17 protein-coding genes are annotated in these 22,729 nt (G+C 64.1%); 12 read left to right on the forward strand and 5 right to left on the reverse strand.

Going from position 1 to position 22,729, the window contains the following annotated elements; genetic code table 11:
* The first annotated feature begins 57 nt into the window (after positions 1-57).
* Entirely contained in the window at positions 58-2,958 is a 2,901-nt protein-coding gene (locus NRS07_RS02920) for an EAL domain-containing protein (RefSeq protein WP_259211011.1), read from the forward strand.
* Between the two features lie 139 nt (positions 2,959-3,097).
* The gene (locus tag NRS07_RS02925; protein ID WP_259211013.1) at positions 3,098-4,795 is read left to right on the forward strand and encodes a tyrosinase family protein; all 1,698 of its coding nucleotides are present in this window, start codon (positions 3,098-3,100) and stop codon (positions 4,793-4,795) included.
* Positions 4,796-4,858: 63 nt separating this feature from the next.
* On the opposite strand, the gene hemB is transcribed toward NRS07_RS02925, so the two are convergent.
* Together hemB and yihA are read right to left on the reverse strand one after the other, a co-directional pair.
* Entirely contained in the window at positions 4,859-5,872 is a 1,014-nt protein-coding gene (gene hemB / locus NRS07_RS02930; protein ID WP_259211016.1) for a porphobilinogen synthase, read from the reverse strand.
* Between the two features lie 25 nt (positions 5,873-5,897).
* The gene (gene yihA / locus NRS07_RS02935) at positions 5,898-6,653 is read right to left on the reverse strand and encodes a ribosome biogenesis GTP-binding protein YihA/YsxC (RefSeq protein WP_259211018.1); all 756 of its coding nucleotides are present in this window, start codon (positions 6,651-6,653) and stop codon (positions 5,898-5,900) included.
* Between the two features lie 169 nt (positions 6,654-6,822).
* Between yihA and NRS07_RS02940 the strand changes: the two genes are divergently transcribed.
* From NRS07_RS02940 to ccsB, 3 genes are read left to right on the forward strand one after another with little or no spacing between them, the layout of a single operon-like run.
* The gene (locus NRS07_RS02940) at positions 6,823-7,485 is read left to right on the forward strand and encodes a c-type cytochrome (protein ID WP_259211020.1); all 663 of its coding nucleotides are present in this window, start codon (positions 6,823-6,825) and stop codon (positions 7,483-7,485) included.
* 59 nt (positions 7,486-7,544) lie between these two features.
* Complete coding sequence (locus tag NRS07_RS02945) at positions 7,545-9,641, forward strand: cytochrome c biogenesis protein ResB (protein WP_259211022.1); 2,097 nt, start codon at positions 7,545-7,547, stop codon at positions 9,639-9,641.
* Between the two features lie 24 nt (positions 9,642-9,665).
* Entirely contained in the window at positions 9,666-10,832 is a 1,167-nt protein-coding gene (gene ccsB / locus NRS07_RS02950) for a c-type cytochrome biogenesis protein CcsB (protein WP_259211024.1), read from the forward strand.
* A 147-nt stretch (positions 10,833-10,979) separates the two neighbouring features.
* Here the strand turns inward: ccsB and lysA are convergent, their stop codons facing one another.
* Both lysA and NRS07_RS20330 read right to left on the reverse strand, forming a co-directional pair.
* Positions 10,980-12,257 (reverse strand): diaminopimelate decarboxylase, encoded by a 1,278-nt coding sequence (lysA, locus tag NRS07_RS02955; protein WP_259211026.1) that lies wholly within the window; start codon positions 12,255-12,257, stop codon positions 10,980-10,982.
* A gap of 8 nt (positions 12,258-12,265) precedes the next feature.
* The gene (locus NRS07_RS20330; RefSeq protein WP_373889852.1) at positions 12,266-12,463 is read right to left on the reverse strand and encodes a lipoprotein; all 198 of its coding nucleotides are present in this window, start codon (positions 12,461-12,463) and stop codon (positions 12,266-12,268) included.
* Between the two features lie 29 nt (positions 12,464-12,492).
* Between NRS07_RS20330 and cyaY the strand changes: the two genes are divergently transcribed.
* The gene (gene cyaY / locus NRS07_RS02960) at positions 12,493-12,822 is read left to right on the forward strand and encodes an iron donor protein CyaY (protein ID WP_259211028.1); all 330 of its coding nucleotides are present in this window, start codon (positions 12,493-12,495) and stop codon (positions 12,820-12,822) included.
* 68 nt (positions 12,823-12,890) lie between these two features.
* Here cyaY and NRS07_RS02965 read toward each other — a convergent pair whose 3' ends face one another.
* Positions 12,891-15,236, reverse strand: coding sequence for a penicillin-binding protein 1A (locus NRS07_RS02965; RefSeq protein WP_259211031.1), 2,346 nt, complete (start codon positions 15,234-15,236; stop codon positions 12,891-12,893).
* A 373-nt stretch (positions 15,237-15,609) separates the two neighbouring features.
* On the opposite strand from NRS07_RS02965, the gene NRS07_RS02970 reads away from it, so the two are divergent.
* From NRS07_RS02970 to NRS07_RS02995, 6 genes are read left to right on the forward strand one after another with little or no spacing between them, the layout of a single operon-like run.
* Positions 15,610-16,674, forward strand: a complete 1,065-nt coding sequence (locus NRS07_RS02970; protein ID WP_259211033.1) for a pilus assembly protein PilM — start codon at positions 15,610-15,612, stop codon at positions 16,672-16,674.
* The gene (locus NRS07_RS02975) at positions 16,674-17,282 is read left to right on the forward strand and encodes a PilN domain-containing protein (RefSeq protein ID WP_259211036.1); all 609 of its coding nucleotides are present in this window, start codon (positions 16,674-16,676) and stop codon (positions 17,280-17,282) included. The genes NRS07_RS02970 and NRS07_RS02975 overlap by 1 nt, the downstream gene beginning before the upstream one ends.
* On the forward strand, positions 17,279-17,980 hold the full coding sequence (locus tag NRS07_RS02980) for a type 4a pilus biogenesis protein PilO (RefSeq protein ID WP_259211039.1): 702 nt from the start codon (positions 17,279-17,281) through the stop codon (positions 17,978-17,980). The genes NRS07_RS02975 and NRS07_RS02980 overlap by 4 nt, the downstream gene beginning before the upstream one ends.
* Positions 17,977-18,519 carry a pilus assembly protein PilP gene (locus NRS07_RS02985; protein WP_259211040.1) on the forward strand — a complete coding sequence of 181 codons (543 nt, stop codon included), beginning with the start codon at positions 17,977-17,979 and terminating at the stop codon, positions 18,517-18,519. The genes NRS07_RS02980 and NRS07_RS02985 overlap by 4 nt, the downstream gene beginning before the upstream one ends.
* Positions 18,520-18,539: 20 nt before the next feature.
* Positions 18,540-20,681 carry a type IV pilus secretin PilQ gene (gene pilQ, locus NRS07_RS02990; RefSeq protein ID WP_373889882.1) on the forward strand — a complete coding sequence of 714 codons (2,142 nt, stop codon included), beginning with the start codon at positions 18,540-18,542 and terminating at the stop codon, positions 20,679-20,681.
* Between the two features lie 38 nt (positions 20,682-20,719).
* Positions 20,720-22,672 (forward strand): Ig-like domain-containing protein, encoded by a 1,953-nt coding sequence (locus tag NRS07_RS02995; protein WP_259211042.1) that lies wholly within the window; start codon positions 20,720-20,722, stop codon positions 22,670-22,672.
* The last annotated feature ends 57 nt before the right edge of the window (positions 22,673-22,729 follow it).

A 22,729-nucleotide genomic window follows, 5' to 3' on the forward strand; every position in this document is an offset into this window, starting at 1 on the left:
GCGGCGGGTGGCGCTGCGAGGCACTGCGAGGCGCTTTCTGGTCACTGCAGATGTCGCTTGCCCGGATGGATCAATGCTAGACTGAGGCGCACGAAACGCCGCAAGAGCCATCCAGCCCCGGGATATTCAGTGCGCACCTACAAGAACTGGTCCGTTCGCCGTTTACTGTACAGCTTGACCGCCGCCGCAGTGGTTCCTGCGTCGCTCCTGCTCGCGTTCTCGGTATGGAACCAGTACAAGTCGGATGAACGCGAAGCCGCGCGGTCGGCACGCAGCCTTGCCCAACTGACGGCAGATAATGTCGAAGGGCTGATGTCCGATGCGAAGTTGGTAATGGGGAAAATTGCCAATCGCCCGGGCGTACGTGATGGCGCAAGCGCAGGATGCGACCCGATCTTCGGACACTTCCAGGATTTTTACCCGCAGTTCTCCAATCTCAGCATGGCGAACCGGCGCGGCTATATCGTCTGTTCCGCCAAGGTCCAGCCGCGTGGCGGCCCGACCTTCGTGGGCGATGCCGAATGGTACCAGCGCGTGTTTTCCACCCAGAAGTTCACCTTGGGGCCTCCCTACCTGGGGCCGGTTACCGGGCGGGTCGTGGCCGTCCTGGCGCAGCCGGTGTTCGACGCAACCGGGGCCATGACCGGATCGATTCAGATGCCGATCGACCTGGCTCGGCTGCGCGTTATCGTCGCTGCCGAAAAGCTGCCTGCGTCCACCGTCACAGCGGTGTTTGACAGCAACGGCGTGCTGATCGCGCGCTCGCGTGGCGCCGAGGGACTCATCGGTAAAAACCTCAGGAACACTCAGGGGGTGAGAGCCCTGTTGGCCACGAAAGACGGCAGTACGCGGGCAGTGACATCCGACGGCGTCGATCGGATTATCGGCTTTTTGCCGATTCCTGGCACCAACTGGTTCGCCGTCGCCGGCATCGACGCCGACGTGGTCCTGGCGAGCGCGCGCCAGGCTGCACTGCGCAACCTGGTCTTTGGCAGCCTGACACTGCTGCTGGTATTCTTGCTTGCGCTGTATGTAAGCAAGCGCATTTCCCGTCCGATGCTGGCAGTGCAGGAAGCAGCGCGCAGGGCCGCCGGCGGCGACCTCAGCGTCCGGGTTCCGTATTCGGGGCCGCTCGAAGTGGTCGATTTCGCGGCCCAGTTCAATCACATGCTCGATGCGATCCGCGCCTCGCACGACAAACTGGCAGATGCCCGCTCGGAGCTGGTTCTACTGGGAACCTGCCTGTCACACCTGACGGACATGGTCATCATCATGGACGCGGCGCAGTCGGCGCAAGACTGGCCACCCATCATCTTTGTCAACAACGCGTTCGAGGACATCACCGGTTATCCGCGCAGCGAGGTAGTGGGGCGTCCAAGCTACCTGCTGCATGGCCCCGCCACCAGTGCGCAAGCCATTGCCAATATCCGCGCAGGATTGCTGGCACAGGCGCCATTCCGGGAAGAGCTGGTGCATTACACGCGCCGCGGCGACCAATTCTGGGTCGAGCTCGACATGATCCCGATCCGCAATGCCGCAGGCACATTGACCCATTGGGTCTCGATCGAGCGCGACGTCACGCTGCGCAAGCAGGCCGAGCAAAGTATCCATCGGCTCGCCTATTACGATGTCCTGACCGGCTTGCCCAACCGGGTTTCGCTGATGGGCAGCATCGACGCCGCACTGGCAACGGCCACCGATACCGGGCAACTCGGTGCGGTGCTGTTTGTCGATCTCGACCATTTCAAGAACATCAATGACGCACGCGGGCATGCCGTCGGCGATGCTTTCCTGCAGGTAGTGGCGCAGCGGCTGGCCGCCACCTTGCAGGCGCCGGAGATGCTGGCGCGCCTCGGTGGCGACGAATTCGTCGTTGTGCTCGCCGGCCTGGCCGAAGATGAGCACACCACCGAATTGCTGGCCATGGCGCAAGCACGCAAGCTGTGCCAGGCACTCGCGCGTCCATTCGAGGTCAATGGCCAGCCGTATAGCTCGTCGGCCAGTATCGGCGTGACCCTGCTGCGCGGCGCCGGCCAGTGCGCGCACGACTTGCTGCGAGAATCCGATACGGCGATGTACCGGGCCAAGAAGCGCGGCCGCAACCATGCGGTCCTGTTTACCCAGAATATGCAGGTGGAGGTCGAGTTCAGGCTGGCGCTGGAGCATGATCTCGCCAGTGCGATTGCCAACCAGGAAATGACGCTCCATGTACAAACGCAGGTAGACCACCAAGGCCAGCCCGCCGGCGCCGAGCTCCTGCTGCGTTGGAACCATCCGCTGCGCGGGCAGATCTCGCCGGTCCAGTTCATCCCGATTGCCGAAGAGAGCGGACTGATCCTTGGACTCGGCACCTGGGTCCTGGAGCAGGCGTGCATGGCCCTGTCGTCACTGAGTGAGGTGGGCCATCGCCTGCCGGTGTCGGTCAATGTCAGCCCACGCCAGTTCCATCAGCCGGGATTCGTCGACCAGGTGAAAGACGTGCTGGAAAAAACCGGGGCCCCGCCAGAAAACCTGATCCTGGAAGTAACAGAGAGCCTCTTGATCGACGACCTGGATGAAGCAATCGGCCGCATGAATGAACTGGCGTCGCTGGGCATTCGTTTTTCGATCGATGATTTCGGCACTGGCTATTCCAACCTGGCTTACCTGAAGCGGCTGCCATTGCACGAACTGAAAATCGACAGGAGCTTTGTGCAGGACACCCCGCACAATCGCGACGACATCGCGATCGTCAAGTCGATCCTGTCGATGGCGCGGCACCTGAACCTGAAGGTCGTCGCTGAAGGCGTCGAAACCAGGGAGCAGGCGCAATTCCTGATCGCGAATCACTGCACCAACCTGCAAGGGTATTTTTACTCGCGTCCCGAGGCCATGGAGCAATGGCTGGCGCGCGCGCTGTCGTCAGGAACAGATGCCCCTGGGCATATCTCTCAACCTGCCGCAACTCCCCACGGATGAGCATTCTTGTGCCCCGCCAGATGAGGCCTGTCCAGACCGGCTAGGCTGGACTGACGTTGTCCCTGTTTAGCGGGACATCCCGTCGTGCTTGGAGAGATTAATGCCAGGCACTGTCCTTTGCACATCATCGGAGCACGCCATGATCAAGAAGCCAGACGAGGTGTTCAAGCATTCGCGCCGCACCACCCTGAAAACCGCCGGCCTTGCCCTGTGCGCCGGCATGCTGCCGCTCGGCGCCACGGCCGCAAGCAGCGGCCGGGTGGCCACTTACCGGCGCCCTAACGTGTCGGGCAAGCACGGTGAGCGTATGCTCAAGAGCTATGCGAAGGCAGTGCGCGCGATGCTTGAATTGCCGCCCGAGGATCCGCGCAACTGGTACCGCCAGGCCATCATCCATACACTCGATTGCCCGCATGGCAACTGGTGGTTCATGCCCTGGCACCGTGGCTACCTTGGCTGGCTCGAGAAGATTTGCCGCGAGCTCAGCGGTGATCCGCAATTCGCCCTGCCATACTGGGACTGGACGATCGACCAGAAGGTGCCCGACTGTATGTTCGACGATGTGCTCGACCCCAACCACCCGGCCTATATGTCGGCGGTCCAGGATTTCGAGCGCAGCATGTCCGGCGTAATCTCCGGCGCCGGCTACTGGACGATGCAGGGCGAGCGCTTCAATGGACGCACCCAGCTCGGCCAATTGCTGGCGCGCCGCATCCGCTTCGAGCAAGACCTGATGTTCGACATCGTCGACGATCCGTCCGGCCGCATGTTCTTCGACCAGCCCGGAGCCCGCGGCATCCGCCGCGAGCAGGCCGGCTTCTCGCTTGCCACCTCGGACGCCTGCGCCCAGGCCACCATCCATACCGCGCTGGCCGCGCCCGACTTCCTGACCTTTGGCAGCCCGAAAAGCGCCAACCATGCGACCATGGCCGGCTACGGCGTGCTCGAAGCCCGGCCGCACAATTCGGTGCACCGCTGCCTCGGTTCGCGCGACTGCAATTTCGTCGAGCCGCGCGGGTTCATGGGTAAAATGCTGTCGCCGGTCGACCCGATTTTCTTTTTACATCACGGCAATATAGACCGGCTATGGGATGTCTGGACGCGCAAGCAGCTGCGCCTCGGGCTATCCCATCTTCCGGCAGGCTCCGAGCTCATCACCAAACTGCCCGACGAGCAAAAATCGCCGGCGGAACGTGCTACCGACTACTATCGCTGGGCACGCCAACCTTTCCTGTTCTTCGTCGACGCGCAGGGCAAGCCGGCCGCGCAGACCCGCGCCGGGGATTACGCCTCGATGGCCTCGTTCAACTACGATTACGAGCCCGGCACCGGCGAAGAAGTCGTGCCCGCCGCGCCCGCCAAGCCGCGCCCGCGCGCCGGGCGCATCGCCAGTGGCACCATTCTCAGGCGCGAGGTGTACGGGACGGAACCTGCGACCGCGGTGCTGCGCTTGCCTGGCGCCAGGCTCGAGCAGGTGCGCACGGCGGGCCAGGTCATGGTGGCCAATATCACGCTGAACTTTCCGCTGATGGCGCACGACGCCTATGTGGTGGTGCTCAACGGCCCGGACGATCCGACCCAGGTCGATGCCGGCAGTCCGTTCTACCTGGCGACCATCATGATGTTCGGCCACCGTGGCGCCTGCGGTGCGCTGACCTATACCTTGCCCCTGACCGACAAGCTGCGCCAGGCCAGCGCGGCGCAGCCGCTGTCGGCCGACGGCACGATCCGGGTGCGGATCGTGCCGATGCAAGCCATGCCGGCACACCACCACCATCCCGGCATGACCCATGGCGAGGCGGTCGAACTGCTGGCCGTCAACGTCGAGGCCTACTGACGCGGTGTAAACGCAAAAAACCGCGCCGGTGCGCGGTTTCTGCCGATCGGGCTGGGCTGGTGCTCAGCCCAGCGTCTTGAGCTTGCGCGCGATTTCCAGTGCGAAATAGGTCAGCACCCCATCCGCCCCCGCACGCTTGAAGGCCATCATCGATTCCATCATGACCTTGTCGTGGTCCAGCCAGCCGTTCTGCGCTGCCGCCTTGATCATCGCGTACTCGCCGCTGACCTGGTAGGCAAAGGTCGGTACCTTGAACTCGTCTTTCACGCGGCGCACCACGTCCAGGTAGGGCATGCCCGGCTTGACCATGACCATGTCGGCGCCTTCGGCGATATCGAGCGCCACTTCGCGCAGCGCTTCGTCGCTGTTGGCCGGGTCCATCTGGTAGGTGTTCTTGTCGGCCTTGCCCAGGTTGGCGCTTGAGCCTACCGCGTCGCGGAACGGGCCATAGAAGCTGGACGCATACTTGGCCGAATACGCCATGATGCGCGTGTGGATGTGGCCGTTTTCTTCGAGCGCGTTGCGGATCGCGCCTATGCGGCCGTCCATCATGTCCGAGGGCGCCACCATGTCAACGCCGGCTTCGGCTTGCACCAGCGCCTGCTTGATCAGCAACTCGATGGTCTGGTCGTTGACAATGTAGCCGTTCTCGTCCGGCAGGCCGTCCTGGCCGTGGGTGGTATACGGGTCCAGCGCCACGTCGGTCATCAGGCCCAATTCAGGGAAGCGCCGCTTGAGTTCGCGCACCGCGCGCGGCACCAGGCCGTCTGGATTGCTTGCCTCGATACCGTCGTAGGTCTTGAGCGACGCATCCACCACCGGGAACAGCGCCATCACCGGAATGCCCAGCGCCACGCATTCTTCTGCCACCGTCAGGAGCAGGTCGACCGAGACGCGCTCGACACCCGGCATCGACGCCACCTGCTGGCGCTGCTGCTGGCCGTCGAGGATGAACACCGGGTAGATCAGGTCCGAGCACGTGATGACGTTCTCGCGCATCAGGGCGCGCGAGAACGGGTCGCGGCGCATGCGGCGCATGCGGGCTGCAGGGTAGGTGGCGGGCGTGATGATGGGCATGGTCGTGGCGGTAGTGGCTCGAGGATTAATGCTGGTCCGGCGTAGCGTCCGGCGGCAGGTCCTGGACAGGCTCGCCGCCATCCGTGTCGGCATCGGCATCGGCGGCCGCCTCGTCTTCGCGATCGAGTCCGATCAGTTCCTGGATCTTGGCATCGGCTTCATCGATGCCGATGCGCTTGAGTGCCGAGAACAGTTGTACCGTGAACGGGAAACCGACGCCGTCTTCATCGACATAACTGTCGAGGATCTGGCGCGCCTGACGCACGATATTGGCCTGCTCGTTGCGGTTGAGCTTGTCGGCCTTGGTCAGGATGCAGTGGATCGGCTTGCCGGTCGGCGCGAACCATTCCAGCATTTGCGTGTCCAGGTCGGTGAACGGACGGCGCGAATCCATGATCAGCACCAGCGCGGCCAGCTGTTCGCGGCGCTGGACGTAGTCGCCCAGCAGCTTTTGCCAGTGCAGCTTGGCCGTACCCGACACTTCCGCATAGCCATAGCCTGGCAAGTCGACCAGCAACGCACGGATCTCGTCGACGATGGTCGGGTCCTTGCGGTGCTGGCCCACGTGGGCGCCGCCAATCGAGAAATAATTGATGTGCTGGGTGCGGCCCGGCGTCTTGGACGCGAAGGCCAGGCCCTTCTGATTGGTCAGGATATTGATCGCCGTGGATTTGCCCGCGTTCGAGCGCCCGGCGAAGGCGATCTCCGGCACCTGGGTGTCGGGGAGATCGCGCAGCTGATTAACGGTCGTGAAGAACCGGGCTTGCCATAGTTTGGACATGCGTTAGACGTGGGGAAAGGTTTAAGTGACAACTGAATGGCGATGCGGAAACAAAGCTATTGTACAATAAGGGGTTAATCCATGCTCCCCCGGGGGAGCGTCTGCAAGACTGCTGCACTGTTTCACTGTAAATTCCAAAATCTGCTTTTGACTTTTTCAGGGTGCTTGAATGAATCGTTTGACGTTTTCGCTTTTGAAGTCCTTGTTGCTTGCCAGCCTGGCCGTGTGCGGCAGTGCTTCCGCGGCCGATGTGCCGCGCATCGCCAGCAAGGCCGATCCGGCCAAGGGCGCAACCCTCTACGATTCGGGCGACGCCGCGCGCGGCCTGCCGGCCTGCATGTCTTGCCACGGCGCCGCCGGCAACTCGACCATGGTCGCCAACCCGAAGCTGGCGAACCAGATCGAAGCCTATACCTACAAGCAGCTGGTCGACTTCACTACCCCGCAGCGCCAGCAGCCGGTCATGACCACCTATTCCAAGATGCTCACCGATGACGAGAAGCGCCATCTTGCGGCCTATCTTGCGGTGCAGAAGGCCAAGCCGGGTGCTGCCAAGAACAAGGACACCGTGGAACTGGGCCGCCGCATCTACCGCGGCGGCATTGCCGAAAAAGGCGTCGCCGCCTGCGCCAGCTGCCACGGCGCCAATGCCGGCGGCATCCCGGCCCAGTATCCACGCCTGTCGGGCCAGCACCAGGACTATACCTACGCCCAACTCGAGGCCTTCAAGACCGGCAACCGCAAGAACAGTGCACAGATGACGACGCTGGCGCAACGCATGTCGCCAGAAGAAATGAAAGCGGTATCGGACTATATCGCGGGTCTTCAATAAACGCGATCTCGTAGGGTAGGCAGCAAGACCTGCCGACCCTGCGATTGACGGAAGCAGAAATGAGCACCACCGGAATTGAACTGAACACCCGCCGCCGCGGGCTTGCCGAAGCAGTCGAGCTGGTGTCGTCGATGCGCTTTGCCATCAGCCTGCTGACGATCGTATCGATTGCGTCGATCATCGGCACCGTGCTCAAGCAGAACGAGCCGATGCCGAACTATGTGAACCAGCTCGGGCCGTTCTGGTTCGAAGTCTTCGACAAGCTCGGCCTGTACAGCGTGTACTCGAGCTGGTGGTTCCTGCTGATCCTGGTCACCCTGATCCTCTCGACCGGCCTGTGCGTGGTGCGCAACGGGCCGAAGATGATGCGCGACATGCGCAGCTGGCGCGAGAACGTGCGCGAAGAATCGCTGCGCAATTTCCACCACAAGATGGAATGGACCGCGCCCCTGGAGCGCGCCGCGCTGGCCGGCCAGAGCGCCGAGCGCCTGCGTCACGCCGGCTATGCGGTCAAGCTGGTCGAGAAAGATGGCGGCATCCTGGTGGCGGCCAAGAAGGGCGCCGGCAACAAGTTTGGCTATATCTTTGCCCACAGCGCGATCATCGTCATCTTGCTAGGTGGCATGCTTGACTCCGAGTTGCCGGTCAAGTTCCAACAGTGGTTCTTCGGCAAGACACCGTTTGGCGGCAGCGGCGTGATCGCCGATATTCCGGCCCAGCACCGCTTGAACACCTCGAACCCTACCTTCCGCGGCAACACCCTGATCGCCGAAGGCCAGACCACGGATACCGCGCTGCTGCCGCAGGCCGCGGGCGTGCTGGTGCAAGAGCTGCCGTTCTCGATCACGCTGAAGAAATTCGTCGTCGATTTCTATTCGACCGGCATGCCCAAGCTGTTCGCCAGCGAAGTGGTGGTGCGCGACCATGAAACCGGCAAGACCTTCCCGGCCTCGATCAAGGTCAACCAGCCGCTGATCTACAAGGGCATCGCCGTCTACCAGTCGAGCTTTGACGATGGCGGCAGCAAGCTCACACTTACCGGCTTCCCGATGGAAGGCACCAAGGCCGACGCCTTCCCGATCTCCGGCGCGGTCGGCTCGAGTACCGAGCTCAAGCGGGGCGCGGACACCTATTCGGTAGAGTGGTCGGGCTTCCGGCCGTTCAACGTCGAAAATATCGCCGCCAGTCAGGACGCGCGCGCGGTGGCGAAGAATACCTCGTTCAACGAAGCCTTGACGGCGACGCTGGGCAAGGCTTCCGGCTCGGCCGCGAAGGATGCCGACAACAAGGATCTGAAAAACGTCGGCCCGAGCGTGCAGTACAAGCTGCGCGACAAGACCGGGCAGGCGCGCGAGTTCATGAACTACATGCAGCCGGTGACGATCGACGGCGCGCAAGTATACCTGGCCGGCGTGCGCTCCAGCCCGTCCGAGCCCTTCAGCTACCTGCGGATCCCGGCCGACGACCAGTACAGCGTGCGCACCTGGATGCGCCTGCGCGCGGCCCTGGCCGACCCGGGCCTGCGCGCCGAGGCGGCCAGGCGCTATGCGGTCCGCGCACTGGCGCCCGAGCAGCGTGACCAGGGCGGCCTGGGCCGCCAGCTCGAGCAGTCGGCAGCGCGCACGCTGGCGATCTTCTCGGGCGAGGATGGACGCGGCGGTTTCGCGGGCGTGTCGCAGTTCCTCGAAAAGATCCCGGCCGCAGAGCAGGAAAAAGCCGCGAATATCTTCATGAAGATGCTTAACGGCACTTTGTGGGAATTGTGGCAGGCAGCCCAGGAACGCGCCGGCGAGCCGCCGGTCGAGCCGACCGAGGCGCACGGCCGCTACCTGCAGCTGGCTACCAACGCCTTGTCCGATAGCGTATTCTATGGCGCGCCGGTCTACCTGCAGCTCGACGAATTTGTCGAGATCAAGGCGTCGGTGCTGCAGCTGACCCGCTCTCCCGGCAAGCCGATCGTCTACTTCGGTTGCCTGTTACTGGTAGCCGGCGTGTTCGCAATGTTCTATATTCGTGAACGGCGCTTGTGGGTGTGGGTCCGCAATGACGGCGGCAGCGGCGCGCATGCGCTGATGGCCATGAGCAGCCAGCGCAAGACACTCGAGTTCGACCGCGAATTCGAGGACCTGAAAGAAAAACTGCCGCAGGCGGCTTGAGCCGCACGGCATCTGGAGAGAACGATGGAATTGTCGCAAACCCAGGCCAGCCAGCCGAAAACCTACGTCCGGGAAGCCGGATTTTTCCGGCGCTTGACGGCCATCGACTGGTTGTATGGCGCCGGCCTGCTGGCCGCGGCGCTGTTCGCGCTGAACCGCTACGGCCATTTCATGGACGGCTACGAACAGGCGATCCTGGTATTGACCGCGCCGACCTTCGCGCTGCTGGGCTGGCACTGGAAGCCGATGCGCTGGCTAATGCCGCTGGTGGCCGTGCTGTCGCTATGGGCGATCTCGATGTACGGCGGCACGCTGGCCGGAGCCGAAGATAAATTCTTCTTGAAATACATGCTGTCGAGCCAGTCCGCGATCCTGTGGATGAGCGCGCTGTTCGTGTTCGCCACCGTGTTCTACTGGATTGGGTTGCTCAGCCGCTCGGAAGCCGGAAGCGCCATCGGCAGCAAGCTGTGCTGGGCCGCAGTGGTACTCGGCTCGGTAGGCATGATGGTGCGCTGGTACGAATCCTACCTGATGGGTGCCGACGTCGGCCACATCCCGGTATCGAACCTGTACGAAGTGTTCATTTTGTTCTCGATTATCACGGCGATGTTCTACCTGTATTACGAGGCGCATTACGCGACCCGCCAGCTGGGCGCCTTCGTGCTCTTGATTATCGCCGCCGCGGTCGCTTTCTTGCTGTGGTACACGGTCTCGCGCGACGCCGCGCAGATCCAGCCGCTGGTGCCGGCGCTGCAGAGCTGGTGGATGAAGATCCACGTCCCGGCCAACTTCATCGGCTACGGCACCTTCGCGCTGGCCGCGATGGTCGGCACTGCCTACCTGCTGAAGTCGCACGGCATCCTGGCCGACCGCCTCCCCAGCCTCGAGGTGCTGGACGACGTCATGTACAAGTCGATCTCGATCGGCTTCGCCTTCTTCACCGTGGCCACCATCCTGGGCGCGCTGTGGGCCGCCGAAGCCTGGGGCGGCTACTGGTCGTGGGACCCGAAGGAAACCTGGGCGCTGATCGTCTGGCTCAACTATGCGGCCTGGCTGCACATGCGCCTGATGTCGGGCCTGCGCGGCCGCGTGGCGGCCTGGTGGTCGGTGGTTGGCCTGCTGGTGACCACCTTCGCCTTCCTGGGCGTGAACATGTTCCTGTCGGGCCTGCACTCATACGGCGAACTGTAACCCGCCGCTCGCCTCCTGCCCCTGGACGGTGACTGTCGAGGGCGCAGTGAAAAGCGGGCAAGAACGATGTTCAGGAGCCGATCATCATTGGCATGATCGTGGCGGCGCTGCCGGGAATGCGGGTTTGCTGGGCAGTTCGCCCGCGCATTACCTGAGCTTCGACTCCAGCGCGAACAGGTCGGCCGGATTCTCGCGCTGGCGCACCAGGTGCACCTGGCTGCCGTCGACGATCACTTCCGCCGCGCGGCCGCGCGTGTTGTAGTTCGAGGCCATCGTCATGCCATAGGCGCCGGCGGTCATGATCGCCAGCAGGTCGCCCGGCTCGACACAGAGCGCGCGCTCGCGCGCCAGCCAGTCGCCCGATTCGCAGATTGGGCCGACCACGTCATAGGTCAGCTGCTCGCCGTCGCGCGGCGCCACCGGCTGCACGCCCATCCAGGCCTGGTACAGGGTGGGGCGCATCAGGTCGTTCATGGCCGCGTCGACGATGGCGAAGTTCTTTTCCGCGCCGGGTTTCAGGAATTCGATCCGGGTCAGCAGCACGCCGGTATTGGCGACGATCGAGCGGCCCGGCTCGAAGATCACCTTGATCGCCTGGCCGTCGTGCTTGTCGGCGCGCCAGGCATCGATGCGCGCGAACAGGCGGGCCAGGTAGTCGCCCACCGGCACCGGCGGCTGGTCGCCCTCCGCGCCGTAGTCCACACCCAGTCCGCCGCCGATGTCGAGGTGGTGGATATTGATGCCTTCACGGGCCAGCGTGTCGATCAGTTCGATCAGCTTGTCCAGCGCTTCCAGCAGTGGCGCGTCGTCCAGCAGCTGCGAGCCGATGTGGCAGTCGATACCGACCACGTCCAGATGCGGCAGCGCCGCGGCGGTGCGGTAGGTCTCCAGCGCATCGTCGAAGGCCACGCCGAACTTGTTGGCTTTCAGGCCGGTGGCGATATAGGGGTGGGTCTTGGCGTCGACGTTCGGGTTCACCCGCAGTGACACCGGCGCGCGCTTGCCCATGCTGGCGGCGACCTCGTTGAGACGGTGCAGCTCGGGAATCGACTCGACGTTAAAGCACAGGATGTTGTTTTCCAGCGCCAGCTTCATTTCGTCGACGGTCTTGCCGATGCCCGAGAAGATGGTCTTGCCCGGGTCGCCGCCGGCGGCGATCACGCGCAGCAGCTCGCCACCCGAGACGATGTCGAAGCCCGCGCCTTCGCGTGCCAGCAAATCGAGGATCGCCAGGTTCGAATTGGCCTTCATGGCATAACACACCAGTGCGTCGCGGCCGCGGCAGGCATCGAAATAGGCGCCGAAGTTTTCCAGCAGCGCCGCCTTTGAATACACATAGGTCGGGGTGCCGAATTGTTCGGCAATGGCGGGCAAGGCGACGCCGTCGGCGTGCAGTGCGCCGTTCTGGTACAGGAAGTGCGACATGGGATCGATTACTTGGTGGGTGCCGGGACAGAGGCGTTGTTCGACAAAACAGGTTGCGGCGGCTGCTCGGCGACGGCGGCCGGAACAGGTCGTGCGGGAGGGTTTGGCAGGTAGAGCGGGCCAGTCTGGCCACAGCCCGACAGGAGTGCGGCGACGAGGCCGGCGCTACCAAGAAGCGCGATTGGGGACTTCACGATTAGAATCATGGTTTGATTAGCAGACTTTGGAGTGTAGCATGACCGAATCCGAATTTTTGGCACTGGCCGAAAGCACCCTGGACCGCATCGAGCAATGCCTCGACCGCCTCAATGACGAAGACGTGGTGGACGTCGAATGCAAGCGCAGCGGCAATGTGCTCGAACTTGAGTTCCTGCGCAACGGCTCGAAAATCATCATCAACAGCCAGGCCCCGCTGCAGGAAATGTGGCTGGCGGCGCGCGCGGGCGGCTATCACTACAAGCGCGTCGGCGACGAGTGGCGCAATACGCGCGACGATACCGAACTGTTTGCCTCGTTGTCGGAGTGCGTGACGGAGCAGGGCGGAGCGCCGGTGGCGCTGGGCTGACGCCTGCTGTCAGCGTAAAGAATAATGGCGGCCAATTGGCCGCCATTATTTTTACAACTGGCAAAAAATCAGAACAGCTCGTTTCTCACCGCGTCGCGCGCCTTCTGCTCGGCCGGCGCCGGCGGGGCGCCGACATCGAGCGACTGGACCCCGGTGCCGGGTGGATTTTCGGCGTAATAATATTCGCCGTTGTACAGCGTCAGCCCCGGCGGCACCTCGCGTTCGACGATTTCCTCGCCCTTGAGCGCCTTGCCCATGTAGCCGATCCAGATCGGCAGCGCCAGGCCGCCGCCGGTTTCGCGGTTGCCCAGGTTCTTCGGCTGGTCGTAGCCGATCCAGGCGATGCCCACCAGTTTCGGATTGTAGCCGGCGAACCAGGCGTCGATCGAATCGTTGGTAGTGCCGGTCTTGCCGGCCAGGTCGGTGCGCTTGAGCGACAGCGCCTTGGTCGCGGTGCCCTGGCGGACCACGTCGCGCAGCATGCTGTCGACCAGGAAGGCATTGCGGCCATCGATCACGCGGTTGGCTTCGACGCCGGCGCGGTCCGGGCGCGCCTCGGACAAGACCTTGCCCGCGCTGTCGGTCACCTTCGAGATAATGTAGGGACTGATCCGGTAGCCGCCGTTCGCGAACACCGCATAGGCGCCGGCCAGTTGCAGCGGCGTGGTCGAACCCGCGCCCAGCGCCAGGGTCAGGTAGGCCGGGTTGCGGTCCGGGTCGAAGCCGAAGCGGGTGGCGAATTCCTGGCCGTAGCGCGCACCGATCTTGTTCAAAATACGGATCGAGACCATGTTCTTCGACTGCGCCAGGCCGCGTCGCATCGTCATCGGTCCCTCGTACTTGTTGTCGTAGTTCTTCGGTTCCCAGGCCTGGCCGCCGGTCTGGCCGGCATCGAAGCTGATCGGAGCGTCATTGATCACGGTCGCCGGCGACAGCCCGCGCTCGAGCGAAGCCGAATAAATGAAGGGCTTGAACGAGGAACCCGGCTGGCGCCAGGCCTGGGTCACGTGGTTGAACTTGTTGCGGTTGAAGTCGAAGCCGCCCACTAGCGCGCGGATCGCGCCGTCATCGGTGCTGGCGGCCACGAAGGCCGATTCGACTTCGGGCATCTGGGTGATGATCCATTTCGACTCGTCGTCCTGCATCACGCGGATCACGGCGCCACGGCGCAGGCGGCGGTTCGGCGCGGCCTTTTCAGACAGCCAGGACTTGGCGAAACTCAGGCCCGAGCCGCTCATCGTAATGGTTTCGCCCGAGGCGATGGTAGCGCTCACCTGGGTCGGCGAGGCGGCAAGCACGATGGCGGCGACGATGTTGTCGCTATCCGGGTGCTCGGCCAGTTCGGCCTCGATGGCTTCGTCGGCCTCGGGCTTGGCACGTGGGATCTCGATATACGATTCCGGCCCGCGGTAGGGGTGGCGGCGCTCGTATTCCATCACGCCGCGGCGCACTGCCAGGTAAGCCGCGTCCTGGTCGGCCTTGGTGATGGTGGTGAACACGTTCAGGCCGCGGGTGTAGGTGTCTTCCTTGAACTGCTCGTACACCAGCAGGCGCGCCATTTCGGCCACGTACTCGGCGTGCACGCCAAAGGCGGTGCTGTCGGTCTTGATCTTGAGCGGTTCGACTTTCGCCAGGTTGAACTGGGCGTCGGAGATGTAGCCGAGCGCGTGCATGCGCTGCAGGATGTACTGCTGGCGGGTCTTGGCGCGGGTCGGGTTGACCACCGGGTTGTAGGCGGAAGGGGCCTTTGGCAGGCCGGCCAGCATCGCCGCTTCGGCCACGCTGATGTCGCGCAGGTCCTTGCCGAAGTAGATCTGGGCCGCCGACTGGAAGCCGTACGCGCGCTGCCCCAGGTAGATCTGGTTCATGTACAGCTCGAGGATCTGGTCCTTGCTCAGGTTTTTCTCGATCTTCCAGGCCAGCAGCGCCTCGTAGGCCTTGCGCTTGAAGGTCTGCTCCGACGACAGGAAGAAATTGCGCGCCACCTGCTGGGTGATGGTCGAGGCGCCCTGGCGCGCGCCGCCGGTCGCATTCTTGAACGCCGCGCGCATGATGCCGAGGTAGTCAACGCCGCTGTGTTCGTAGAAGCGGTCGTCCTCGATCGACAGCACGGCCTTTTTCATCACGTCCGGAATGTCCTTGAAATGCACCAGCGTGCGGCGTTCCTCGCCGAATTCGCCGATCAGGACGTTATCGGCGGTAAAGATCCGCAGCGGCATCTTGGGACGGTAGTCGGTGATCGTGTCGAGCGCCGGCAGGTTCGGGTAGGCCATTGCCAGCGCGAACACGATGACCAGCACCCCGATCGCGGCCAGGCCGCTGAGCGCGGCCAGCGCGATCAGCACCAGGCGCTTCGGGCTGTATCTCGACGAAGACGGGGACGCGTCCCTGCCGGAAGCTTGTTTCTCTTTCATGCTGGCTTTCGCTGTTAGTTGTGCTTCATTAAGCGCCTCATTATAAGGCAGCCATTTCGCACTCCCAAGTTTGAACAGGACAAATATGTCCTGGAATCAGTGCAATGGGCCAAGTGGTAATGGCAAGGTGGAAACGGTCGTAGCAGGGGTGATAACACTGGATGCCAGAGTGTGGCGTGCGCGCGCCGGATTGGCATGTTCCTGTAAAGAAATATCTTGTCGGGGTGCATCCTTATTGCTACGATCTCAGGCACTGCCTCATATATGTGCATCAATTATGTGATTTGCGGCAGGTTTATCGAAACAAATCCCGCGTGCGGGCGTTCAACATCGAATCCCGCGTCCAGCGGGATGGGCACCAGGGAGTAGGCGCGTGATCAATCTAGATTCCTTGTTCGGCAAGTCCAGTCCGCCATTGGCGGGACTCGACATCAGCACGTCGGGCGTACGCCTGGTCGAGCTGGCCGACGCCGGCAAGGGCGAGCTGCGCCTGGAGCGCTTCGCCGCCGAGCCGCTGCCGCGCGGCGCTGTCGTCGACGGCAATATCGAAAACATCGAGCAGGTCGCCGACGCGGTGCGCCGGGTCTGGACCAAGAGCGGCACCCGCGCCAAGCATGTCGCGCTTGGCATGCCGCCGGCCTCGGTCATTACCAAGAAAATCATCCTGCCGGCGGGCATGTCGGAAGACCAGCTGGAAGTGCAGGTCGAATCCGAAGCCAGCCAGTACATCCCGTTCGCGCTCGACGAGGTCAGTCTCGATTTCGACGTCATCGGCCAGGCCCCGCATTCGCAGGAAGACATGGAAGTCATGCTGGCCGCGGCGCGCCGCGAGAAGGTCGAGGACCGCGTGGCGATCGCCGAAGCGGCTGGCTTGAGCGCCACCGTGATGGATATCGAATCGTATGCGGCGCGCGCCGCGCTGGCGCGTGTCGCCGGCGGCAAGGCCGGCCAGATCATCGCGCTGTTCCAGATCGGCGCCGTGTCCACCCACGTGTCGGTGCTGCAAGACGGCGACACCATCTACGAACGCGAGCAGCCTTTCGGCGGCAACCAGCTGACCCAGGATATCGTGCGCGCCTACGGCATGGCCTTCGAAGAAGCCGAAACCCGCAAGAAGACAGGCGACCTGCCAGAGAACTACCGCGCCGACCTGCTAGGGCCCTTCATGGAGAGCGCGGCGCTGGAGATCACCCGCGCGATCCAGTTCTTCTTTACCTCTACGCCTTATACCCGGATCGACGCCCTGTACCTGGCCGGCGGCTGCGCTGCGCTTCCGGGCCTGATCGAGCTGATCGGCAGCCGCAGCCGCATCGCCAGCAGCATCGTGGCGCCATTCGACGGCATGGCGCATGGCCCGCAGGTGCGCGAACAACAGCTGCGCATGGACGGCGCCGGCTACCTGGTCGCCTGTGGCCTGGCCATGCGGAGGTTCGGCTGATGATCCGCATTAACCTGTTACCCCACCGCGAAGCCCGCCGCAAGCAGCGCCAAAAAGCCTTCGTCGCGCTGCTGGCCCTGGGGGGCATCGTCGGCGCCCTGGTGGTGCTGCTGGTAGGCGGCTACAACGCCAGCCGCATCGCCATCCAGAACCAGCGCAACCTGGTGCTCAAGACCGCCAGCGCGGAACTGGACAAGAAGATCGGCGCGATCAACACGCTCAAGGAAGAAATCGAAGCCCTCAAGGCGCGCCAGCAGGCGGTCGAGGATTTGCAGGGCGACCGCAACCAGCCGGTCTACCTGCTCGACGAGCTGGTTCGACAGACCCCGGAAGGGGTCTACCTGAAAGGGTTCCGGCAAGATGGCCAGAAGGTCACGCTGGTTGGATATGCGCAGTCGCAGGAACGCGTGGCCGAGCTGCTGCGCAACGTCTCCGGACCGTCGCCGTGGCTCGAACGCCCGCACCTGACCGAAGTGAAGGTTGCCCCGCTGGCGCAGAGCAAGACCGGGCGCAAGGTCGTCGAGTTCAGCATGGACGTGGCCATCAAGCGTCCGCGCGAACAGCAGGCTGACGATGCCGGCGCGGCCGCGAAGGTAAAAGCACCATGAATATCGACCTCAAAGACCTCGGCGCCAACCTCGCGTCGCAATTCCAGGACCTGCAGGGCCGCCAGCCCGGCCAGTGGCCGCTGGCCCCGCGCCTGCTGTGCGCCACCGGCGTGATGGCAGCCGTCATCGGCCTCGGTTATTTCTTCTACTGGGATGGCCAGTTCGAGAAGCAGAAGAAGGGCGCCAGGGAAGAAGCCACGCTGCGCACCGAATACAAGGCCAAGATGGCGCAGGCCATCAACCTCGAAGCCCTGCAGGCGCAGAAGGTGCAGGTCGACCAGTATGTCGAGCGCCTCGAGAAACAGCTGCCGAACAAGTCGGAAATGGCGGACCTGCTGTCCGACATCAATCAGGCCGGCGTTGGCCGCGGCCTGCAGTTCGAGCTGTTCAAGCCGGGCCAGGAAGTAGTGCGCGACTACTACGCCGAACTGCCGATCAACATCAAGGTCAGCGGCAAGTACAACGATGTGGGCGCCTTTGCCGCCGACATGGCCAACCTGCCGCGCATCGTCACACTCAACAACATGGCACTGACGTCCAAGGACGGCGTGCTGCAGCTGGAGGCGATCGCCAAGACCTTCCGCTACCTCGACCCTGAAGAAATCGATGCGCAGAACAAGGCGCGCGACGACAAGAAGGGCAAGAACAAAGGCAAGGGCAAGGGCAAGGGCAAGTCGGCCAAGGGAGCGAAGAAATGATGCGCCTGCGATTAATCGGCGCGCTGTGCGCCGCGACACTGCTGGCCGGCTGCGGCGACGGCGACGTCAAGGAAGTACGCGACTGGATGGAACAGGTCGAGCGCGAGACCGTGCCGGCCGTCAAGCCGCTGCCGGAACCGAAGCAGTTCGTGCCCTACGCCTATAATCCCGGTGGTGCGGTCGAGCCGTTCAGCCCCGACAAGCTGCTGGGCGAGATGGCCCGCGTGGCGCAGGCATCGGGCAATCCGATGCAACCGAACCTGAACCGCCCACGCGAGCCGCTCGAGAGCTATCCACTTGACATGATGCGGATGGTGGGCACGCTGCAAAAAGGCGGCGCCAGTTATGCGCTGGTACAGATCGACGCCCTGCTCCACCAGGTCAGGGTCGGCCAGCGCATCGGCCAGAATCACGGGTTGATCACGCGCGTTTCCGACAGCGCGATCGACATCAGGGAAGTAGTGCAGGACGCCACCGGCGACTGGGTCGAACGCAAGGCGACGATCGAGTTAGCTGAAAGCAAGGAGACCGGGAAATGAGCCCAATTACCAACATTCGCATGACCTTGCCGCTCTGGCTGGCCCGCAGTGGCGCCGCCATGCTGCTGGCGCTGGGGGCCGCTGCCGCTGCCGCGCAGGGCAACGCGATCGAGTCGATCACGGCCAACCAGCAGGGCACCAACGTGGTGCTCAACATCGCCATGCGCGAAGCCCCGGCCAGGGCCCCGATCGGCTTCTCGATTACCAGCCCGGCCCGCATCGCGCTCGATTTCGGCGCCACCACCAATGCCACCGGCAAGACGTCCCAGGACATCAACCTGGGCGACGTGCGCAGCCTGAACCTGGTGCAGGCCGGCGAACGCACCCGCATGGTGCTGAACCTGGCGCGCCCGCTCAACTATGCCGCAGCGATCGACGGCAAGTCGATCATCGTCACCGTCGAAGGATCGGGCGGCGTGGCGCAGGCGGTGAATGCGTCCGGCCTGCCGGTGGCAAGCAGCGCTCCGGTGCCGGCTGGCCGGCAACTGTTGCGCGACCTCGATTTCCGCCGTGGCAGCAACGGCGAAGGGCGCGTCGTGGTCGACCTGCCGCATGGCCAGGTCGGCGTCGACGTGCGCCAGGTGGGCAACCAGATCCTGGTCGACTTCCTCAAGACCGGCTTGCCGGAAACGCTGCGCCGCCGCCTCGACGTGACCGACTTCGGCACTCCGGTCGCGCGCATCACCACCGCTACGCAAGGCCAGAACGTGCGCATGACCATCGATGCGCAGGGCACCTGGGAACAATCGGTCTACCAGAGCGACACCCAGCTGATCGTGGACGTGCGCCCGGTCAAGGAAGACGCCAACAAGCTTGGCCAGGGCAGCACCGGCTATCGCGGCGAGAAACTATCGTTCAACTTCCAGAACGTCGAGGTGCGCGCCGCACTGCAGGCGATCGCCGACATCTCGGGCCTGAACATCATCACCAGCGATTCGGTCACCGGCAACCTGACACTGCGCCTGCGCGACGTGCCGTGGGACCAGGCGCTCGACGTGGTGTTGCAGGCCAAGGGCCTGGACATGCGCAAGAACGGCAACGTGCTGTGGATCGCGCCGCGCGAAGAACTGCTGACCAAAGAGAAGCTCGAGCTCGAGCAGCGCGCCCAGATCGCCGACCTCGAGCCGTTGCGCTCCGAGATCTTCCAGCTCAACTACCAGAAGGTCGAGTCCTTCCGCAGCGTGTTCGGCCTGGACGCCGCCGGCGGGGCCGCTGCCGATAGCAAGAACCGCGTGCTGTCGCGGCGCGGCAGCGCGGTGATCGATCCGCGCACCAACCAGCTGTTTGTTACCGACGTGGCCTCCAAGATCGAGGATATCCGCAAGCTGATCCAGAAGACCGACGTCGCCTCGAAGCAGGTGCTGATCGAGGCGCGCCTGGTGGAAGCGAACGACGGCTTCTCGCGCAACCTTGGCGCCAAGCTGGGCTTCACCGACCTGCGCGGCGTGCGCGGTGGCGACGCCGGCTGGCAGGTCAACGGCAACGAGCGGGTCGCCATCGGCGGCAACCTGGGCGGGGTCGGCACGGTAACCGGCCAGACCGGTGGCGATGCCTTCGCCAACAGCACCCTGGTGAACCTGCCGGCCGCGGCGATCGGCGGCATCGCGCCGTCCTCGCTTGCCTTCAGCCTGTTCTCGTCGGCCGCCAACCGCTTCCTGAACCTGGAGCTGTCGGCACTGGAAGCGGACGGCAAGGGCAAGATCATCTCGAGCCCGCGCGTGGTCACCGAAGACAAGCAGCTGGCCGTGATCGAGCAGGGTATCGAACTGCCTTACCAGGTCGCCACCAGCAGCGGCGCGACCTCGATTACCTTCAAGAAGGCCAACCTGCGCCTGGAAGTCACGCCGCAGATCACCCCGGACGGCAATGTCGTGCTCGAGGTCGATGTCAACAAGGATTCGAAAGGCGAGGAAACCCGCGCCGGCTTCGCCATCAACACCCAGCACGTCAAGACCAAGGTGATGGTCGAGAACGGCGGCACGGTGGTCCTGGGTGGCATCTACCAGCAGACCGAACGCACCAACGAGACCAAGGTGCCGCTGCTCGGCGACGTCCCGGTACTGGGCTACCTGTTCAAGACCCAGGGCCGCGAAAGCACCAAGACCGAACTGCTGGTTTTCATCACGCCAAGGATCGTGACCGACGCTGCAGCCGCGCGTTGAACGCCTGTCCATCATCCATCGATAACAACAACACCGACATGACAACCCCGCATTCGAATTACCTCAAGGGCGGCGCCGCGCTGGCGCTGGCGATGGCACTGGCAGCCTGCGGCGGCGGGGGCGGCAACCCCGGCGCCGTCGGTGGCGGTGCCGGCGGCAACGCCAGTCCGGTACCACCTGTGACGCCGTTGGCGCCGACCGTGAGCATCGGCTTTGTCGATGCTGGCGGCCAGTCCAGCAACACGCTGACCGGCGCGACGCCGCTGACCGTGCGCGCCCTGGTACGCGACCCTGCGGGAAAGCCGTTGCCCAATGTGCTGGTGTCGTTCGCCACCGACGCCGAGCTGGCGGTGTTCTCGCCGACCGCCGGCACCAGCCTGAGCGACGCGTCCGGCAACGCCAGCGTCACGATGCGCACCGCCAGCCTGGCCGCGGGCGGCGCCGGCAAGGTGACGGCCACCGCCGTCATCGGCGGCGCCACCGTGACCAGCGAATCGAATTATTCGGTCGGCGCCACCGCGCTGAGCTTCAGCGCGCTGCGCTTGTCGCAGGCCAGCATCCCGGCCTACGGCTCCACCGAAGTCTCGCTCGACGTGCTGGCCAACGGCGCCAAGTACACCGCGCAACAGGTGGTAGTGAAATTCTCGTCAGCCTGCGTCGCGGCCGGCAAGGCTACTTTGGTGGCGACGTCCGCCACCAACAACGGCACCGCACAGGCGGTCTACCGCGACCAGGGCTGCGGCAACAACGACGTGATCACGGCCACCGCCGACGGCGTGGCCACTCCGGCCTCGGCAACGCTGCAGATCGCACCGCCGGCGGCGGCGTCGGTGCAATTCGTCTCGGCGGTGCCGAACGATAAATCGATCGTGATCCAGGGCCAGGGCGGCATCAACCGCACCGAGACCGCGACCCTGCGCTTCCGCGTGTTCGATATCTTCGACCGGCCGCTGGTGGGCCAGCGCGTCGACTTCAGCGTAGCCCCGGCAGGCGCCGTGACGCTGAACAAGGCGAGCGACACCACCGACCAGAACGGCGAGGTCATCACGACCGTCAATTCGCGCAGCTCGCCGACCACCTTCCGGGTTCAGGCTACGCTGCCGCAGACCGCCACTGCCAACCGTCCGGATATCTCGACCACGTCCGATTCGATCGTCGTGACCACCGGCCTGCCGGTGCAGCGCTCGGTGTCGCTGAGCGTGGGCACGGCCAATCTCGAAGGCTGGAGCTTCGACAGCGGCCCGACCACGCCTGCAACCACGTTCAATATCCTGCTGGCCGACGGCTTCGGCAATCCGGTGGCCGACGGCACGCCGGTGGTATTCCAGACCAACATGGGGGCGATCGGCTCGTCGAACAAAGGCGGCTGCAACACGCTCAACGGCGGCTGCTCGGTCGACTTCCGTACCCAGAACCCGCGCGAGCCCCAGCCGAATACCCCGGCTACCCCATGCAATACCGGTGCAGGCGCGTCTCCCGACGCCACCCGCCGGGGCGTGGCCACGATCTGCGCCAGCACCACCGATGGCGTGGAGACCCAATTCGCCAAATCGGCGGTGTTCTTCAGCGGCGGCTTTGCGGACAATGTGTTCCTCAACGGCGGGGCGCAGCTGTCGAAAGTCGTCGCCACTGCCATCGGTCCGGTGCCAGCCGACGATCCGCTGGTGTTCACGCTGCAGCTGAACGACCTGAACCTGAACCCGCTGCCGGCCGGCTCGACGGTGGCCGTGACGGGCATCGCCAATGGCAACGTGGTCGGGGTGGTGCCGGATATCGTGCCGAATATCTTCCCGCATAACAAATCGGGGGCAGACGATCCGACCGGCAACACGGTCGATGGCAACCAGGGCTCGACCCACCGCTTCACGATCACCAGTGCCGGCCAGAAGCCATGCACGGCCGGCAGCGTAGCGACCTTCGACGTCACCGTGACCTCGCCGCGCGGCGCGGTAACCTCTTATCCGTTCAGGGTTACATTCAGCTGCCCTTGATGGCCTGAGCCACCGATCGATTGACGCAAACAGAGGCGGCCAGTCTATACTGGCCGT

The sequence above is a fragment of the Massilia sp. H6 genome, from assembly GCF_024802625.1.
GTDB lineage: Bacteria > Pseudomonadota > Gammaproteobacteria > Burkholderiales > Burkholderiaceae_D > Telluria.

What these genes read in the sequence shown, in the direction of transcription:
- NRS07_RS02965 (WP_259211031.1), bottom strand. Translation starts at nt 15,236, where the DNA reads ATGAAAGAGAAACAAGCTTCCGGCAGGGACGCGTCCCCGTCTTCGTCG.
- NRS07_RS20330 (WP_373889852.1), bottom strand. Translation starts at nt 12,463, where the DNA reads ATGATTCTAATCGTGAAGTCCCCAATCGCGCTTCTTGGTAGCGCCGGC.
- NRS07_RS02925 (WP_259211013.1), top strand. Translation starts at nt 3,098, where the DNA reads ATGATCAAGAAGCCAGACGAGGTGTTCAAGCATTCGCGCCGCACCACC.
- cyaY (WP_259211028.1), top strand. Translation starts at nt 12,493, where the DNA reads ATGACCGAATCCGAATTTTTGGCACTGGCCGAAAGCACCCTGGACCGC.
- NRS07_RS02945 (WP_259211022.1), top strand. Translation starts at nt 7,545, where the DNA reads ATGAGCACCACCGGAATTGAACTGAACACCCGCCGCCGCGGGCTTGCC.
- NRS07_RS02985 (WP_259211040.1), top strand. Translation starts at nt 17,977, where the DNA reads ATGATGCGCCTGCGATTAATCGGCGCGCTGTGCGCCGCGACACTGCTG.
- NRS07_RS02995 (WP_259211042.1), top strand. Translation starts at nt 20,720, where the DNA reads ATGACAACCCCGCATTCGAATTACCTCAAGGGCGGCGCCGCGCTGGCG.
- NRS07_RS02975 (WP_259211036.1), top strand. Translation starts at nt 16,674, where the DNA reads ATGATCCGCATTAACCTGTTACCCCACCGCGAAGCCCGCCGCAAGCAG.
- hemB (WP_259211016.1), bottom strand. Translation starts at nt 5,872, where the DNA reads ATGCCCATCATCACGCCCGCCACCTACCCTGCAGCCCGCATGCGCCGC.
- lysA (WP_259211026.1), bottom strand. Translation starts at nt 12,257, where the DNA reads ATGTCGCACTTCCTGTACCAGAACGGCGCACTGCACGCCGACGGCGTC.
- NRS07_RS02940 (WP_259211020.1), top strand. Translation starts at nt 6,823, where the DNA reads ATGAATCGTTTGACGTTTTCGCTTTTGAAGTCCTTGTTGCTTGCCAGC.
- NRS07_RS02980 (WP_259211039.1), top strand. Translation starts at nt 17,279, where the DNA reads ATGAATATCGACCTCAAAGACCTCGGCGCCAACCTCGCGTCGCAATTC.
- yihA (WP_259211018.1), bottom strand. Translation starts at nt 6,653, where the DNA reads ATGTCCAAACTATGGCAAGCCCGGTTCTTCACGACCGTTAATCAGCTG.
- pilQ (WP_373889882.1), top strand. Translation starts at nt 18,540, where the DNA reads ATGACCTTGCCGCTCTGGCTGGCCCGCAGTGGCGCCGCCATGCTGCTG.
- ccsB (WP_259211024.1), top strand. Translation starts at nt 9,666, where the DNA reads ATGGAATTGTCGCAAACCCAGGCCAGCCAGCCGAAAACCTACGTCCGG.